Origin of the sequence: Mesorhizobium sp. M1227, assembly GCF_040318315.1 — a bacterium.
Classification (GTDB): domain Bacteria; phylum Pseudomonadota; class Alphaproteobacteria; order Rhizobiales; family Rhizobiaceae; genus Mesorhizobium.
On the sequence record NZ_JAMYLZ010000005.1, the window covers coordinates 1 to 15,088 of the forward strand.

Here is a 15,088-nt window from a genome sequence, read left to right on the forward strand (position 1 = left end):
AACGCTTTCAACTCGCCTCTGCTCAGTCTAACGTCTCGATTGGTCATGGCACTTCCCCTTCCACGGGAATCGGTGATCGCAACGTCACCACCGTGCCATGGCCGCTCGCCCCTCAGAGCAAGCGCCGTTCTCTCTCCAAAACTTTTTGCAGAACCTTCAGCACACTATCGACCGGAGACATCGCGAACAGGTGTGCGAGGACATCGCGAACAGTTTGGCGCGCTTTGCGCCGGGAGGTTCCGGATGCCATTCGAGGACACGAGCGCGATGTCTCCGGTCCAAACAGGGGGGAGATCGGATGTCGCCGGCTTTCGCCAATCTCCAAGGTCGCAGTGGCGAGCGGAGCGCCTAAGCTGCCAATCTCCACCCTTGTGGGGGAGATGTCCGGCAGGACAGAGGGGCGCGCGACGGATCATGGCGGGTCGGTTCTATTTCCCACTCACCGCCTGCTGATAAACATCAGGCTTGAAGCCAACGAGAACCCTGTCGCCAAGTTCCAGCACCGGACGCTTGATCATCGTCGGTTTGGCCAGCATAAGCGCCTTGGCCTTGTTCTCGTCCAAGCCCAGTCTGTCCTCCTCCGACAGTTCACGGAACGTTGTGCTCGCCTTGTTGAGCAGGATTTCCCAGCCGACCTTGCCTGACCAGCCGTTCAGCCGATCCGCTTCAAGCCCGTCTGCCCTGTAGTCGTGAAAGCGATAGGCAACATCATGGCTCGCCAGCCAGGAACGCGCCTTCTTGACCGTATCGCAATTGGTAATGCCGTACATGGTGATCGTCAAAACGGATCCTCGGACCGGTCGATTCTAGCGGCACCGTAAAACCGCGCCTCTGACTTTTCCAGCGGCCTCGCCGGCAGTCGGCGATTTTCACGCTTGCCACGAGGAGATGGGCTTTCACGACGGCTGAGGCACGGTGGCGGATCAGTTGGCCGGCTATCTCAAGACGATCTGAGGCGACCCTGCTTCGCACTCACATTGCGGCCACGGAGCCGTCGTGGCCGTTCAACCGAACGCCGGTGCCGAGGCACCAACGCTCGCAACAAACTTGACGGTTGGCGTAATGCCAATGTTGAACGCTCAGGCGCCGTAGCCGATGATGCCCTTGATCTCGAGGAAGTCGTGGATGGCCCAGTCGGCGTATTCGCGGCCGTTGCCGGACTGCTTGTAGCCGCCGAAGGGCGCGAACGTGTCCCATTCCGGATAGTTGATCGAGACCTGCCCGGCGCGCAGCCGGCTGGCAATCTTGCGGGCGTGGTCGATATCCCCGGACTGCACATAGGCAGCCAGGCCATAGACGGTGTCGTTGGCGATCTTCACCGCATCGTCATCGTCATCGTAGGAGATGACCGACAGGACCGGCCCGAAAATCTCCTCCTTCTCGATGGTCATGCCAGGCCTGACGTGGCCGAAAACGGTCGGTCGCACATAATAGCCACGGTTGAGGTGTTCCGGCCGGCCGGGGCCGCCGGTGACCAGCGTCGCACCCTCGGCGATACCTGCCTCGATCAACCGCTGGATCTTGTCGAACTGGACGTTGCTGACCACCGGCCCGAGCTTGGTCTCCTCCGAGCGCGGGTCGCCGACCTTGTGCCGTTCGGCGGCCTTTCTGGCGATCGTCAGCGCCTCGTCGTGACGGCCGGCCGGCACCAGCATGCGGGTCGGCGCATCGCAGGACTGGCCGCTATTGCCGAAGCAGGCGTTGACACCCTTGCGCACAGCCGTCTCGAAGTCAGCGTCGGGCAGCACGATGTTGGCCGATTTGCCGCCGAGCTCCTGCGCCACGCGCTTGACGGTCTCGGCCGCCGTCTTGGCGACGATGATGCCGGCCCGGGTCGACCCGGTGAACGAGACCATGTCGACGTCGGGATGGCCAGCCATGACCTGGCCGACATCCGGACCGGTGCCATTCACCATATTGTAGACGCCCTTCGGCGTGCCGGCGGCGTCCATCACCTCGGAAAAGATGATACCGCTGATCGGCGCGATTTCGGAAGGCTTTAAAATGACGGTGCAGCCGGCGGCGATGGCCGGCGCCACCTTGCAGACTATCTGGTTGAGCGGCCAATTCCACGGTGTAATCAGCGCGCAGACGCCGATCGGCTCCTTGACCACCATGGTGGTGCCGCGCTTCTCGCTGAATTCGTAATCCTCCAGCGCCTTGATAGTGGCTTCCATATGCGCCCTGCCCGCCCAGGCCTGCGCCTCGCGCGCCCACCTGATCGGCGCGCCCATTTCCTGGCTGACCGCCTGGGCGATGTCCTCGTAGCGCTCATTGTAGACGTCGAGGATACGCTTCAGCAGCTTCAGGCGCTCGGCCTTGGTCGTTTGCGAAAAGGCCGGGAATGCCGCCTTGGCTGCAGCCACGGCCTTGTCGACATCGGCTTTCGAGCCGACCGAGATTTTGGTGTAGGCCTCTTCAGTGGACGGATCGATCACATCCAGCGTTGCGGGAACCACCGGGCCGACCCATTTGCCGCCGATGAAAAAATTGAGATGATTGCTCATGGGCCGTGCTCCGGTTTTGTGGAAATGAGTGAGACTAGCTAGGCAGCATAGGGCAGTTGGCACCACGGCGCAGGCTGATATGCGCCACGTCGCCGACGCTGAATTGAAAACCCTCTGTCCGGCGCGGCGCGTCGATCACCACCTGTGTCCCCTGCCCCAACTCTGCATGAAGGCGCAAGGTGCGGCCGTGAAAGACGATGCTGTTCACCCGCACCGGTACAGTGCCGGCCGTGGCCTCGGTCGTCGCCAAAAGATCCTCCGGACGCACGCCGATGGTGCGCACCGTGCCCTCGCCAGGCAGTTCGCCCGTCTCCGAAACCGCTTCCAGCGGCAGGGCGCCGGCGGCGAACCGCAAGCGCTCGCCATCGCGGCCGACAAAGCGCGACTGCAGAAGGTTCATGGTGCCGATGAAGCTGGCGACGAATTTGGTGGCGGGCCGGTCGTAAAGGGTCGCCGGCGGCGCAATCTGCTCTATGCGGCCCTTGTTCATGACGACGATGCGGTCTGAGATCGACAGCGCCTCGGTCTGGTCGTGCGTGACCATGACGAAAGTGGTGCCAAGCCGCGACTGCAGCCGCTTCAGTTCGACCTGCATCTGCTCGCGCAGATGCGCATCGAGCGCCGACAGCGGCTCGTCGAGCAGCAGCACACGCGGCTCGCAGACGATGGCGCGGGCAAGTGCGACGCGCTGGCGCTGGCCACCCGACAATTCGGACACGCGGGCGCCGGGCTTCTCGGCAAGGCCGACCATGTCGAGCGCTGCGCCGACGCGCTTTGCCTGTTCGGCACCGGAGAGCTTGCGCAGCGACAGGCCGAAGCCGACATTTTCGGCAACGTTCATGTGTGGGAACAGCGCGTAGTCCTGGAACACGGTATTGACAGGACGGGCGAAGGGCCTGAGCGCCGTGATGTCGCGGCCTTCGAGCAGGACCTTGCCGTTCGACGGGCTCTCGAAGCCGGCGATGACACGCAGGCTGGTGGTCTTGCCGCAGCCGGACGGTCCGAGCAAGGTCAGGAACTCGCCGCGGGCAATGTCAAGATCGACGGCGTCGAGCCCGACGATGCCGCCGGGGAAAATCTTGGAGACCTTGTCCAGCCGGACGAGCGGATCAGGCGCCATCGCGAACCTCGGACGGCTTGGTGGTGTTGACCCACAGGATCTGGCAGCGCTCGCTGCCCGGATTGCGGAAGGCATGCAGCAACGTGCTCCTGAAGGCGAAGCTGTCGCCGGCCTTCAGCCCGTATCTGGTCGAATCGACCACCAGCTCGACCTCGCCCGACAGGACGAAGCCGAATTCATGGCCGGCATGGGAGTAAGCTTCGGCGGTGCCGCCACCGGCGTCAACGGTCACCAGCATGCCGGTCAGCGTGGCGGCAGGCGGCGACAGCAGCGCCTTGGCGATGCCTTCCGACTTGACCGGGATCTGACGCCGGCTGTTGGCGCGCACACAATAAAGATCGTTGCCGACATCCTTGCCGTCAGCGATCAGCGCCGACGGCTCTATATCGAGGGCGGCGGCGAGCGGCCAGATCACTCGCACCCGCAATGACGACATGCCGCGCTCTATCTGGCTCAGTGCACCGATCGACACGCCGGCTTTGGCGGCAAGTTCGGCCAGCGAGAGATTGCGCTCCAGCCTGAGCGCCCGCACGCGCCGGCCGACCCTGACGTCGGCGTCGTCCTTCGGCTTCTCAGCCGCTTCGTCCAGCATGTCCATTCGTTCGTCCTTGTTACAGTATTTTTGGCCGGCGCCGCGTGGTCTTCCCTTCTCCCCCTTGTGGGAGAAGGAAGAGCGAACTCAGCCGCCTGCCTTGACCTTCTCGAACATCTTGGCGAGTTCGTCATTCTGCTTCATCGGCCCGGTGAAGATCGTGGTCTTCAGCATCACCTCGGGATCGGAAGGCAGCTGCAGTTTCTCCAACTCCTCCTTCGGCACAGCGGCGAAAGCCGAGCTGGTCGAGCTGCCATAGCCGTAGGCCTGGATCAGATACTTTCCGGAATCCGTTTCCAGCCGGCTGTTGATGAAGTCATAGGCTAGGTCGACGTTCTTGGCGTCCTTGAGCATGACGAAACCGCAGGCCCAGGTCAGCATGCCTTCCTTCGGCTTCATGAACTCAACAGGCACGCCCTGCTTCTTCAGCGAGGTGGCCGAGGCGTTCCAGGTCATGGCCGCGACCAGCTGGCCGCTCGCCAGTGCCTGTTCGACCGAGGTCATGTCGGTGGTGTAGTTCGAGAGCAGCGGGCGCTGCTCGCGCAGTTTTTCCGCCACCTTGTCCATCTGTTCCGGTGTCATGTCGAATGGATTGACGCCGGCCAGAAGGGCCGCCACCACCGGTGTGTCGTGGACGGCATCGATGGTCGCCATGCGCCCGGCATATTGTTTGTCCCAGAGCAGGTTCCAACTGGCTTCCGGGTTCTTCACCAGATCGGTGCGGTAGAGGATCGAGGTATTGCCCCAGTCCCACGGCACCATCCAGACCTTGCCGTCGCCGGCCTGCAGGTCGGGCAGGTTCTTGAAGACCGGGAAGATCGAATCCCAGTTCTTGATGCGCTTGGTGTCGATCGGCTGCAGCAGGCCTTCCTTGTTCCAGCGCGCCACCTTGTCATAGCAAGGGTGCGCGACATCGGGGCGGAAGCCGGCCTTGACCTTGGTGAAGGCGTCATCGTCGTCGCCGAACATCGAGGCTTCGACACCATCGGGGTGCGCGGCGAGGAAGCTCTTGTTGAAGTCGGGCAGCTCGTAGCCCGACCAGGTGAAATATTGCAGCTTGTCGCCGGCAAAGGCGACAGTCGACGCAAGCGCCAGCGCGAAAGCAGCCAGTCCGGTTTTCGCTGTCTTTGCCGTTATCGATTTCAAGTCGAATGCCATTGCAGTTCTCCTCTTTCGGTTTCTTCTGGTTTTGACAGGCTGGCGGGCGCTGGCCGCCGGGTGGCGGCAAGCCCGCGATGGCGCAGGATTTCGGCGAGTGCGGCGATGACGAACGACACGGCCAGGATCGCCGTGCCGAGCGCCATGACGGTCGGCAGCGATTTCGGGAAGCGCAGCTGGCTCCAGATATAAAGCGGCAGCGTCGGCTCGGTGCCGGCAAGGAAGAAGGCGACGATGAACTCGTCGAACGAGGTCAGGAAGGCCAGCATGAACGCCGAAATAATGGCGGGCAGGCTGAGCGGCAGCATCACCCGTCTGAAGGTCGTCCAGTCCGAGGCGCCGAGGTCGAGCGCTGCCTCACGGATGGTCTTCGGGATGGCGGCGAAGCGGCTGCGCATGACCACCACCGTCGTCGGCAGCGCCACCAATATATGGCCGAGCACAATGGCAATGCGCGACGGCCCGAAACCGGCGAGATTGACCAGGATGAGCAGCGAGATGCCGACGATGACGCCGGGGATCAGGATCGGCAGCCGCGCAATGGCACTGATCGTGGCGGCCAGCGGCGAGCGGCCGTAGAGGTCGATATAGGACACGGTGATGCCGCAGAGTGTTGCGCCGGTGGCGGCAATGGCGCCGATGACGAGGCTGGTGGCAAGCGCACCGGACAGCGCCGAATTGCCGTAAAGTGTGCCGTACCACTCAAGCGTGAAGCCTTGCAGCGGAAATGCCGCCTGGATCGAATTGTTGAAGGAAAACAGCGGGATCAGCAGTATCGGCAGATACAGGAACACCAGATAGGCAAGGACGTAGGCTCCGAGCCAGCCGCCGCCTTGCTTTGCGTCCAGGCGCGCCGTGTTCATGTGCGGCTGCCGTATCGCCGGTCGGCGAAGCGCACCACCAGCACCACCGCGAGAATGACCAGCATGACGGCGACGGCGAGTGCGGCGCCGAACGGCCAGTCATTGGCCTTGCCGAACTCGGCCTGGATCAGTGTGCCGATCATTGTACTGGCAGGGCCGCCGACCAGCGCCGGCGTCACATAATCGCCGACGGTCGGCACGAAGACGACGAGAGCAGCCGCCAGCACGCCCGGCATCGAATTAGGCAGCACGATGCGACGGAAGCTGGTGAACGGTTTTGCGCCGAGATCGGAAGCAGCTTCGAGCAGCGATTTCGGGATCGTGTCCAGCGCCACATAGATGGGCAGGATGGCGAACGGCGCATAAGCGTGGGCAAGCGTGACGACGACCGCTGCCGGCGTATTAAGGAAGGCCAATGTCGGCTCCGACCAGATGCCGCTTTCGATCAGCGCCGAGTTCAGCACGCCATTATAGGCAAGCACGATCTTCCAGGCGAAGACGCGCAGGAGATAGCTGGTCCAGAACGGCAGGGTCAGCAGGAACAACAGCAGCCCGCGCCGCCGCCCGGCATGGAAAGCCAGATAGTAGGCAACGGGATAGGCGGTGACGACGGTTGCCAGCGTCACCAGGCCGGCGATACCCAGCGAGCGCAGCGTCACCGTCCAGTACAGCGGATCGGTGGCCACAGTGACGAAATTCGCAAGGGTGAAACCAGCCCCCAGCAGCGAGCCGTCATTGCCGCGAAAGGCGAGAAAGAACACCAGGCCAAGGGCGAAAAGGATCAGCAAGAAGGTGACCAGCCCGCCGGGCAGCAGCATGGCGAAGCGGAAGGCCGGCGAAGACCGGGTTTCCGGCAACGACTGCGTTACGACGATGGTCGACATCGGCTGTCCATCGAAATTTGAAATCGATTAAGCTTTTTTCATATTTATGAAATTGTCAAGCTGTTTCATGCTTGGGCATGAACGTCAGCGTTCGAACGCGTCCAGCATCCGGTACCAGGCGATGGTCGCGGCGACGCCGACCTGCCGAAACGCATGAAACGGAATCGGCCGGATCGGCGAGACCGGGAACGGCAATTGCCTGGTGTCGCCGCTCGACAGGTAGGAGGCGATGCGCTCGCCAAGCGCGGTCATCAGGCCGATGCCGCGGCCCTGGCAACCGACGACCGCCAGCAGACCCTTCTCTGGCTCGTGGATATGCGGGAGATGGTCCGGCGTCATTGCCACCCGGCCGAACCACCGCTTTTCAATGGCAATGTCTGACAGCGCCGGATAAAGCCGCAGCAGCGCGCGCTCCAGATGCGCCCAGTCGGCCGGGCCGTTCGGCAAAGCCATGCGGCCGCGCCCGCCGAGCACCAGACGGCCGTCGGCACTCTTGCGATAATAGACGAGGATGCGGCGCGAATCCGACACTGCCTGCCCTTCCGGCAGGATAGCCGCCGCGAGATTGGACGATAGCGGCGCTGTCGCGATCTGGAAGGAATGCAGCGGGACGATCGTCTCGGCGAGGCCGGGGAGCAGGTCGCCGGTATAGGCGTTGGTCGCCAGAACGACCGCCTTGGCATTGAGTTCGGCGCCGCTTTCCGTAGAAACGTGCCAAATGCCGGCATCCTTGCTGATCTGCATCACGTTCTGGCGTTCGGCGATCTTCACGCCCGCCGCTGCAGCGACGCGCGCCAGTTCCGACGTGTAGGCGAGCGGATCGATGACACCGGCGCGGCGATCGAGCCAGCCGCCGAGATAGCCTTGCGCGCCGGTCATCGTTGCGATCTCGGTCCCGCTCAGCAGCCGGACATCAGCGCCGCGGGCGCGCCACTGCCGATCCCGGTTCGCCGCCGCTTTCAGCGCGGTCTCGGTATGCGCGGCCTGGATCCAGCCATTGCGGACGAACGGCACCGCCAGTCTTTCGTCGCGGATCAATTCGAAGACGGTGTCAGCGGTCGAGGCGGCAAAGTTGACGAGCGCTTCGCCGCGTTCGAGACCAAAATGCTCCAGCAGCCAATCCGGATCGTATTTCAGGCCGGGAATGACCTGACCGCCGTTCAGGCCGGATGCGCCATTGCCAATTTCGCCGGCCTCCAGCACCTGGACAGCAAGGCCGAACCGGGCAGCGTGCAAGGCTGTCGACAGCCCCATGATACCGCCGCCGACGATAACGACATCCACGCATTGGCCGGCGGGAAAAAGCGACTGGAACGCGGTGGCTGTCCGCGGCTTCTGCCAGATTGGATCGGAAAACCGTACGGGCAAGCGTCACCTGGAGATTTCAGTAGGTGAAAACCCTAGCGACGGTTTCATTATTTTGAAAGAGCGTTTTCCGTCGCCGTTGGCGCACGTCAGGCTCGATCAAGGTCCGGCGATGCGAAGACCGCTTGAAAGAATTGACAAAGCTCGCCCTGCAAGCGGGATAGACCTTTGGCGGGAATTTGTTGAAAGTGCCGCGGCCGAAGGACAAGACAACAGGAAATGTAAGCCATGACGAACGCCACACATTTGCCCGCCGAAGGCCTCTTCGTGGGCCGCGCCCGGGCGAGCGCTGCTTCCCATCCGCTGGTGGTTACGGTGCGTGACGGCACGGTCTTCGACATCACGTCAAATGTGGCGCCGACCGTGCGCGACGTTTGCGAATTGCCGGATCCGGCGGGGCACGTCCGCTCGGCCAAGGGGCGGCCGATCGGCCCGCTCGATGCCATTGCCGCCAGCAGTTTCGAGACAGCGCGCGATCCGGGGAAACCGTACCTGCTGTCCCCCGTCGACCTGCAGGCGATCAAAGCGTCTGGCGTCACCTTTGTCGTCAGCCTGCTCGAACGGGTGATCGAGGAGCAGGCGCGCGGTTCGGCGGAAAAGGCCGACGCCATTCGCGCCGACATCGCCGGGCTGATCGGCCACGATCTGTCGAAGCTCAAGCCCGGCTCGCCGGAAGCGATGGAGATCAAGGCCAAGCTGATTGCGCGCGGCGCCTGGTCGCAATATCTGGAAGTCGGCATCGGCCCCGATGCCGAGATCTTCACCAAGTGCCAGCCGATGGCCTCGGTCGGCTTCGGCGCCGATGTCGGCCTGCATCCGGTTTCGACATGGAACAATCCGGAGCCGGAGATCGCCATGATTGCCGCCAGCAGCGGCAGGATTGTCGGGGCGACGATCGGCAACGACGTCAATCTGCGCGACGTCGAGGGGCGCTCGGCGCTGCTGCTCGGCAAAGCCAAGGACAACAACGCTTCGGCAGCACTTGGCCCCTTTATCCGGCTGTTCGATGAGACGTTTTCCATTGGCGACGTGAAGCAGGCGATCGTACGCCTGAAGGTCGAAGGCGAGGATGGGTTCTCGCTGGAGGGTGCCAGTTCGATGGCCGAGATCAGCCGCTCGCCGGAAGAGTTGGTCGCCGCCGCCATGGGGCCGCATCACCAATACCCCGACGGGCTGGCGCTCTATCTCGGCACCATGTTCGTGCCGTCGAAGGATCGCGGCGAAACAGGCAAGGGCTTTACCCACAAGGTCGGCGACATCGTCACCATCTCGTCGGAGAAGTTCGGCGCCTTGGTCAACCGGGTGCGGTTGTCGCCCGACTGTCCGCACTGGACTTACGGTGCCAGCCACCTGATGCGCGACCTCGCCAGGGCCGACCTCATCTAGTCCCCCAGCCTAACATCCGATAGATTCTAGAATTCTCTGATTGGAAATTACCTGCTCGTCGGCATTCGGGAGAGTCCATTGATCGTCGCTCTTGAGGGCAAGACCCTTGTCGTTACCGGCGGAACGCAAGGGCTTGGCGAGACCATCGCCCGGCTGGCCTCAGCCGACGGCGGCGAAGGGATCGCCATTGTCGGCCGCAATGCCGAGCGTGGCAGACGCATCGCCGAAGAGCTTTCACGACCAAGCCGGCCCGTCGTCTTCATCCAGGCCGACCTTGGAGATCCGGCCGCGCCTGCAGCTGTCATGGCGGAAGCGATCAAAAGACTTGGCCGCATCGATTGTCTGGTGAACGCCGCGGCCCTCACCGACCGGGCCTCGCTGGAAACTGGCACAATCGACGACTGGGACAGGTTGTTTTCCGTCAATGCGCGCGCGCCGTTCTTCCTCATGCAGGCGGCCGTAGCCGACATGAAGACACGGCGGGCGGCGGGGGCCATCGTCAACATACTGTCGGTGAATGCGCATTGCGGTGCGCCGGACCTTGCCATCTATTCCGCAACCAAGGGCGCGCTTTCGACGCTGACCAGAAACATTGCCAACGCGCATCTTTCCGATCGCATCCGCGTCAACGGCATCAACATGGGCTGGGTAGCGACGCCGGCCGAACAAGAGATGCAGGCGCGCACGCTGGGCAAGGGCGAAAACTGGGCAAAGATTGCCGCCGCCGGCCTGCCGCTTGGTCGATTGCTGACCATGGACGAAGTCGCCCAGCTAACGCTGTTCCTGCTCAGCGACGCCTCCGGGCTGATGACCGGGACGCTTATCGACCTAGAGCAACACGTGCTCGGCGCGCCGCCGCGCGGGATTGCATGACGGTCGCAAGGCCGATCGTCGGCCGCCTGGAAAATACCAGCCAAACTGATGCAATCTGATGGGATTGCTGATGGCGCGGTGCCTTGCGCCAACGTCCATTGGCAATCGAGGCTTGCCATCGATCAAAAAAGGGAATGCTCTAATGCGCCCAGGTCGACGCTGGTAAATGCGATCACGGCTTTGGCCGCGCACGGTTTTTGGCCGCGATCGTCGTCGGAGGAGGAGTTCGGTTCAAATGGGAGGAAATCAAATGCTGACGAGGCTAAGACTGCTTGTACTTGGCTTGGTGGTGGCGCTGGCCATTCCGGCCGCGGCACAGGCCAAGACGTTCTACTGGATTTCGCATGGCGGCCCGGCCGATCCGGTCTGGACCTACTTCCTTGCCGGCGCCAAGCAATGGGCGGCGGACACCGGCAACACCGTCAATACGTCGTTCCACAATGGCGACGTGGCGTCGCAGCAGGAGGCTGTTCGCGCCGCGATTTCCGCCAAGGCCGACGGCATCACCACGACCAGCCCTGATCCGGGCAGCCTTGTCGAGATCGCCAAGGAAGCGCGGGCGGCGAACATCCCGATCATCAACTTCAACACGCCCGACCCGAAGGCGGACTTCAACGCCTATGTCGGCGGCGACAACGTCACCTTCGGCAAACATTGGGCGCAGTATCTGGTCGACAAGGGCCTTGTGAAGAAGGGCGACTTCGTCTGGATGCCGGTCGAGATTCCCGGCGCCACCTATGGCGTCCAGGAAGAGGAAGGCATCAAGAGCGTGTTCGAGCCGCTCGGCATCACCTACGAAATCACCGAAGCGACGCTCGACCAGGCCGAAGTGATCAACCGCATGGTCGATTACCTCACTGCCAACAGGGCCAAGGTCAAGGCGGTTATCGGCCTCGGCGACCTTGTCACCGGTTCGATCAAGCGGGTGTTCGACCAGGTCGGCGTCAAGCCGGGCGAAATCCCGGTCGTCGGCTGGGGTAACTCGCTCGACACCACCCAGGAAGTGCTGAACGGCTACGTCAATGCCGCGCAGTGGCAGGATCCGCAGGCGACCAGCTACGTCGCGCTCTCGCTCGCCAACATGGCGGCGAGCGGTATTCCGCCCGGCTTCGACGTGATCACCGGCGCGCTCTACGAGAAGGACACCGCGGCAGTCTACGACAAGATCCTGTCCGGCAAATAAATCCGCGATCGAGTTGGTCACGGCCGCTTCTGCGGCCGTGACCGTCTCAGCATTCCGCCGAAGCCGGTTGCGGTCGCGGCCAAATCCAATCCTATCGCGGGTCCAAGGTGGAAAATCGTTCTCTTATCCAACGCTCGATCGCGCGGCCCGAGTTCGGGCCGTTTGTGCTGCTCGTCGTCGAGATCGCCGTGTTCTGGGGCATCAACCACGACTTCCTGTCGCCGCAAAACATCTCGAACACGCTGGCCTTCACGGTCGAGCTCGGGCTGATCGCGCTGGCGATGACGCTGTTGATGACATCAGGCGAATTCGATCTCTCGGTCGGCTCGGTGTTCGGTTTCTCGCCGGTCCTGATGTGGACGTTGTTCAACAGCGGCGTCGCCTCGCTGGAAGCCGCCTTCGTCATTGCGCTGGTGATCGCTGCGTTCATTGGACTGGTCAATGGCTGGTTCGTGACGCAGCTCAAGATCCCGTCCTTCCTGGTGACGCTGGGCATGCTGCTGGTGGTGCGCGGCACCGCTTTGTTCGTCACCAACGGGTTTCCGCAGCGGACCTGGAGCGCCGAGGGCAGCTGGCTGGCGGAAGCGCTGGTCGGCGATTTCTTCATCGGGCCGTTCCGTATCTACATGTCGCTGTTCTGGTTCATCGCCGCCGCAATCGCGCTCGGTTACGTGCTGACGCAGAGCCGGACAGGCAACTGGATCCAGGCAGCCGGCGGCAACCCGAGTGCTGCAAGGGCGCGCGGCGTCAATGTCAGCGGTGTCAAGATCGGCCTGTTCATCCTGTCGTCGATCCTGGCCTCGCTTGCCGGCGTCATCTCCTCGCTGCGCACCTCGGCGGCCAACCCCAACAGTGGCACCGGCTACGAGCTCGAAGTCATCGCCATGGTGGTGATCGGCGGCACGGCGCTGACAGGCGGGCGCGGCACAATCATCGGCACGGTGCTCGGTATCCTGATCCTGCGCGTGATGCGCAACGGCATCGTGCTGATCGGTGTGCCGGGCCTTGCCTATAATATTTTCATCGGCGCCATCATCCTCGGCATGATGGCGCTCCATTCATGGCTGGAACGCCGGCATCAGGCAGGGACTTGAACCATGGCCGAACCGCTTGTCCGCATGGAAAATATCCGCAAGTCCTATGGCCGCGTGCAGGCGCTGGTTGATGCCAATTTCCATGTCAACGAAAGGGAGATCGTCGGCCTGCTCGGCGACAACGGCGCCGGCAAGTCGACGCTGATCAAAGTGCTGTCGGGCGCGGTCCCGCTGACCAGCGGCGACATCTTCATCCGCGGCAAGAAAGTGAATTTGCGCAGTACCAGCGACGCCATCGCGCATGGCATCGAGACGATCTACCAGGACTCGGCGCTGGTGACGCAGCTGTCGATCGCCCGCAACCTGTTTCTCGGGCGCGAGCCGATCAAGCCGCCGCGCTTCCTCAATCGGATGGACCAGGAGGCAATGAACGTGGTTGCCCGCGACCTGCTCAAGCAGGTCGGCATCTCGAAGAACATCCCGCCGACGACGCCGATCGGCTCGCTCTCCGGCGGCGAGCGGCAGGCGGTGGCGATTGCGCGCGCCATGCATTTCGACAGCGACCTCATCATCCTCGACGAGCCGACCAACAATCTCGGCGTCGCCGAAACGCAAGGCGTGCTGAGCTTCGTGCGCAGCGCCCGCGATTCCGGCCATTCCTGCATCTTCATCGCCCACAACATCCATCATGTCTTCCAGGTGGTCGACCGCATCGTCGTCATGCGCCGCGGCAAGGTGGTCGCCGACGATATCGACCCGAAGAAGACCAGCGTCGCCGAAGTCGAACGCGTCATCACCGGCATGTCGGACAAGGAGATCCATGACGCGCTGGTCGAGGGCACGCAACGGCCCGGCTGAGCAGCCGGGGGGTCCGCCTGATCGTCAAGGCACTGGATCGCATCGCCACATGGTTGCGACATGAAAGCCACCGTTTCGGATATTGCCAGGAGCTGCGGCCTGTCGACCGCGACGGTCGACCGCGTGCTCAACAACCGGCCGGGGGCCAGTGCCGCCAACCGGCAGCGCGTCATGGAGGCGGCCAAGCAGCTCGGCTATCTGCCGGTCGTCGACCAGGTCGCGTTGCCGTCGCGGCCGGCGCATCTCGAATTCTTCCTGCCGATCGGCAGCAATGCCTTCATGGCCGATCTGGCCAGACACATCGAGGATTATGCGGCGCGCCTGCCGCTGGTCGCCTCCTGCCGCATCCACAAGCTCGCCGGCATCTCGCCGAGCGCCTTGCAGGCGGCCGTCGAAAACCTCTCGCTCAAGGCGAACGGCGTCGGCGTCATCGCCATCGATCATCCGAGAACGCGCAACATCTTGCGCGAGATCGTCGAGGCCGGCATCCGCCTGGTCACACTGGTGTCCGATGTTCCCGGCGCGCCCCGCTCGGCCTATGTCGGCATCGACAACCGGGTGGCCGGCCGTACGGCGGCGCTGCTGATGGGACGGTTCCTCGGCGGCCGCCAGGGCCATCTGGCGATGGTCGTCGGCTCACGCTCCTACCGCGGCCATGAGGAACGCGAGATGGGCTTTCGCTCCGTGCTCGGCGAGGAGTTCCCCAATCTGACCGTCACCAGCGCCGTCGAGATCAACGACGAGCCGGAGGTCAGCTATACCGCGACCATGAAGGCGCTGCACAACGAGCCGGAGCTGCTCGGCATCTACTGTATCGGCGCCGGGCGCTCGGGCGTGGCAAAAGCATTGCTCGAAGTCAGGCCGCAGACGAAGCCGGTGTTCATCTGCCATGATCTGACGCGCGAGACGCGCGGCTATCTGGTCGACGATCTGCTCGACGTCGTCATCGACCAGAATGCGCGGCTGATCGCCGAACAGTCGGTCATTCGCCTTCTCGGCTCGATCGCCTCGTCGGCGCCCTATCTGACGCGGAAATTCATCGAGCCGCGCCTGATCTTCAAGGAAAATGTCCCGGTGCAGTGATGTCGTGCGACGGCGATGGCTCGGGCCAGTGGATCGTTAAAATTCGGTTGATACCGCAAATCTGCACATCACCTATGCAACTTTTGTGGTTGCCGAATCATTGGGCAATCGATAGTTTCGCAGGTGTCGGCCATCTACTCCTCCCAGATGCGATGCCGACGCTGAGTGCGGTACACCTCCTC

The 15,088-nt window shown here is 63.1% G+C and carries 14 protein-coding genes; 6 read left to right on the forward strand and 8 right to left on the reverse strand.

Annotated elements, in window-relative coordinates; translation table 11 throughout:
- Window positions 1–428: 428 nt before the first annotated feature.
- From NKH28_RS09035 to NKH28_RS09070, 8 genes are all read right to left on the reverse strand, one after another.
- The gene (locus tag NKH28_RS09035) at window positions 429–782 is read right to left on the reverse strand and encodes an ArsC family reductase (RefSeq protein WP_352821810.1); all 354 of its coding nucleotides are present in this window, start codon (window positions 780–782) and stop codon (window positions 429–431) included.
- A gap of 297 nt (window positions 783–1,079) precedes the next feature.
- Complete coding sequence (locus NKH28_RS09040) at window positions 1,080–2,507, reverse strand: aldehyde dehydrogenase family protein (RefSeq protein WP_352830770.1); 1,428 nt, start codon at window positions 2,505–2,507, stop codon at window positions 1,080–1,082.
- Window positions 2,508–2,541: 34 nt separating this feature from the next.
- Complete coding sequence (locus NKH28_RS09045) at window positions 2,542–3,627, reverse strand: ABC transporter ATP-binding protein (protein WP_352540135.1); 1,086 nt, start codon at window positions 3,625–3,627, stop codon at window positions 2,542–2,544.
- Window positions 3,617–4,225, reverse strand: a complete 609-nt coding sequence (locus tag NKH28_RS09050; protein WP_352978508.1) for a cupin domain-containing protein — start codon at window positions 4,223–4,225, stop codon at window positions 3,617–3,619. The genes NKH28_RS09045 and NKH28_RS09050 overlap by 11 nt, the downstream gene beginning before the upstream one ends.
- A gap of 81 nt (window positions 4,226–4,306) precedes the next feature.
- A complete protein-coding gene (locus NKH28_RS09055) occupies window positions 4,307–5,377 on the reverse strand; it encodes an ABC transporter substrate-binding protein (RefSeq protein WP_352899302.1) in 1,071 nt (356 codons plus the stop codon).
- Window positions 5,362–6,240: an ABC transporter permease gene (locus NKH28_RS09060; protein ID WP_352978510.1), complete on the reverse strand. Its 879-nt coding sequence runs from the start codon at window positions 6,238–6,240 to the stop codon at window positions 5,362–5,364. Before NKH28_RS09060 ends, NKH28_RS09055 begins: the two co-directional genes overlap by 16 nt.
- Complete coding sequence (locus tag NKH28_RS09065) at window positions 6,237–7,124, reverse strand: ABC transporter permease (protein ID WP_352473383.1); 888 nt, start codon at window positions 7,122–7,124, stop codon at window positions 6,237–6,239. Before NKH28_RS09065 ends, NKH28_RS09060 begins: the two co-directional genes overlap by 4 nt.
- Before the next feature lie 84 nt (window positions 7,125–7,208).
- The gene (locus NKH28_RS09070; RefSeq protein ID WP_502898878.1) at window positions 7,209–8,492 is read right to left on the reverse strand and encodes an NAD(P)/FAD-dependent oxidoreductase; all 1,284 of its coding nucleotides are present in this window, start codon (window positions 8,490–8,492) and stop codon (window positions 7,209–7,211) included.
- 225 nt (window positions 8,493–8,717) lie between these two features.
- Here NKH28_RS09070 and NKH28_RS09075 point away from each other — a divergent pair, with 225 nt between their 5' ends.
- The 6 genes from NKH28_RS09075 (at window position 8,718) to NKH28_RS09100 (ending at window position 14,906) form a co-directional block, all read left to right on the forward strand.
- Window positions 8,718–9,875 carry a fumarylacetoacetate hydrolase family protein gene (locus tag NKH28_RS09075; protein WP_352821822.1) on the forward strand — a complete coding sequence of 386 codons (1,158 nt, stop codon included), beginning with the start codon at window positions 8,718–8,720 and terminating at the stop codon, window positions 9,873–9,875.
- Window positions 9,876–9,953: 78 nt separating this feature from the next.
- Window positions 9,954–10,748: an SDR family oxidoreductase gene (locus NKH28_RS09080; RefSeq protein ID WP_352821824.1), complete on the forward strand. Its 795-nt coding sequence runs from the start codon at window positions 9,954–9,956 to the stop codon at window positions 10,746–10,748.
- 250 nt (window positions 10,749–10,998) lie between these two features.
- Window positions 10,999–11,931 (forward strand): substrate-binding domain-containing protein, encoded by a 933-nt coding sequence (locus tag NKH28_RS09085; RefSeq protein ID WP_352473388.1) that lies wholly within the window; start codon window positions 10,999–11,001, stop codon window positions 11,929–11,931.
- 107 nt (window positions 11,932–12,038) lie between these two features.
- Entirely contained in the window at window positions 12,039–13,025 is a 987-nt protein-coding gene (locus NKH28_RS09090) for an ABC transporter permease (RefSeq protein WP_352821826.1), read from the forward strand.
- 3 nt (window positions 13,026–13,028) lie between these two features.
- Window positions 13,029–13,823 (forward strand): ATP-binding cassette domain-containing protein, encoded by a 795-nt coding sequence (locus tag NKH28_RS09095; protein ID WP_023674040.1) that lies wholly within the window; start codon window positions 13,029–13,031, stop codon window positions 13,821–13,823.
- Between the two features lie 60 nt (window positions 13,824–13,883).
- Window positions 13,884–14,906 carry a LacI family DNA-binding transcriptional regulator gene (locus NKH28_RS09100; protein ID WP_352978511.1) on the forward strand — a complete coding sequence of 341 codons (1,023 nt, stop codon included), beginning with the start codon at window positions 13,884–13,886 and terminating at the stop codon, window positions 14,904–14,906.
- Window positions 14,907–15,088 lie beyond the last annotated feature (182 nt).

Bases quoted from the DNA above. Each gene is read 5' to 3' on its own strand.
- NKH28_RS09045 (WP_352540135.1), bottom strand. From the start codon at position 3,627: ATGGCGCCTGATCCGCTCGTCCGGCTGGACAAGGTCTCCAAGATTTTC.
- NKH28_RS09060 (WP_352978510.1), bottom strand. From the start codon at position 6,240: ATGAACACGGCGCGCCTGGACGCAAAGCAAGGCGGCGGCTGGCTCGGA.
- NKH28_RS09040 (WP_352830770.1), bottom strand. From the start codon at position 2,507: ATGAGCAATCATCTCAATTTTTTCATCGGCGGCAAATGGGTCGGCCCG.
- NKH28_RS09095 (WP_023674040.1), top strand. From the start codon at position 13,029: ATGGCCGAACCGCTTGTCCGCATGGAAAATATCCGCAAGTCCTATGGC.
- NKH28_RS09050 (WP_352978508.1), bottom strand. From the start codon at position 4,225: ATGGACATGCTGGACGAAGCGGCTGAGAAGCCGAAGGACGACGCCGAC.
- NKH28_RS09100 (WP_352978511.1), top strand. From the start codon at position 13,884: ATGAAAGCCACCGTTTCGGATATTGCCAGGAGCTGCGGCCTGTCGACC.
- NKH28_RS09055 (WP_352899302.1), bottom strand. From the start codon at position 5,377: ATGGCATTCGACTTGAAATCGATAACGGCAAAGACAGCGAAAACCGGA.
- NKH28_RS09085 (WP_352473388.1), top strand. From the start codon at position 10,999: ATGCTGACGAGGCTAAGACTGCTTGTACTTGGCTTGGTGGTGGCGCTG.
- NKH28_RS09075 (WP_352821822.1), top strand. From the start codon at position 8,718: ATGACGAACGCCACACATTTGCCCGCCGAAGGCCTCTTCGTGGGCCGC.
- NKH28_RS09065 (WP_352473383.1), bottom strand. From the start codon at position 7,124: ATGTCGACCATCGTCGTAACGCAGTCGTTGCCGGAAACCCGGTCTTCG.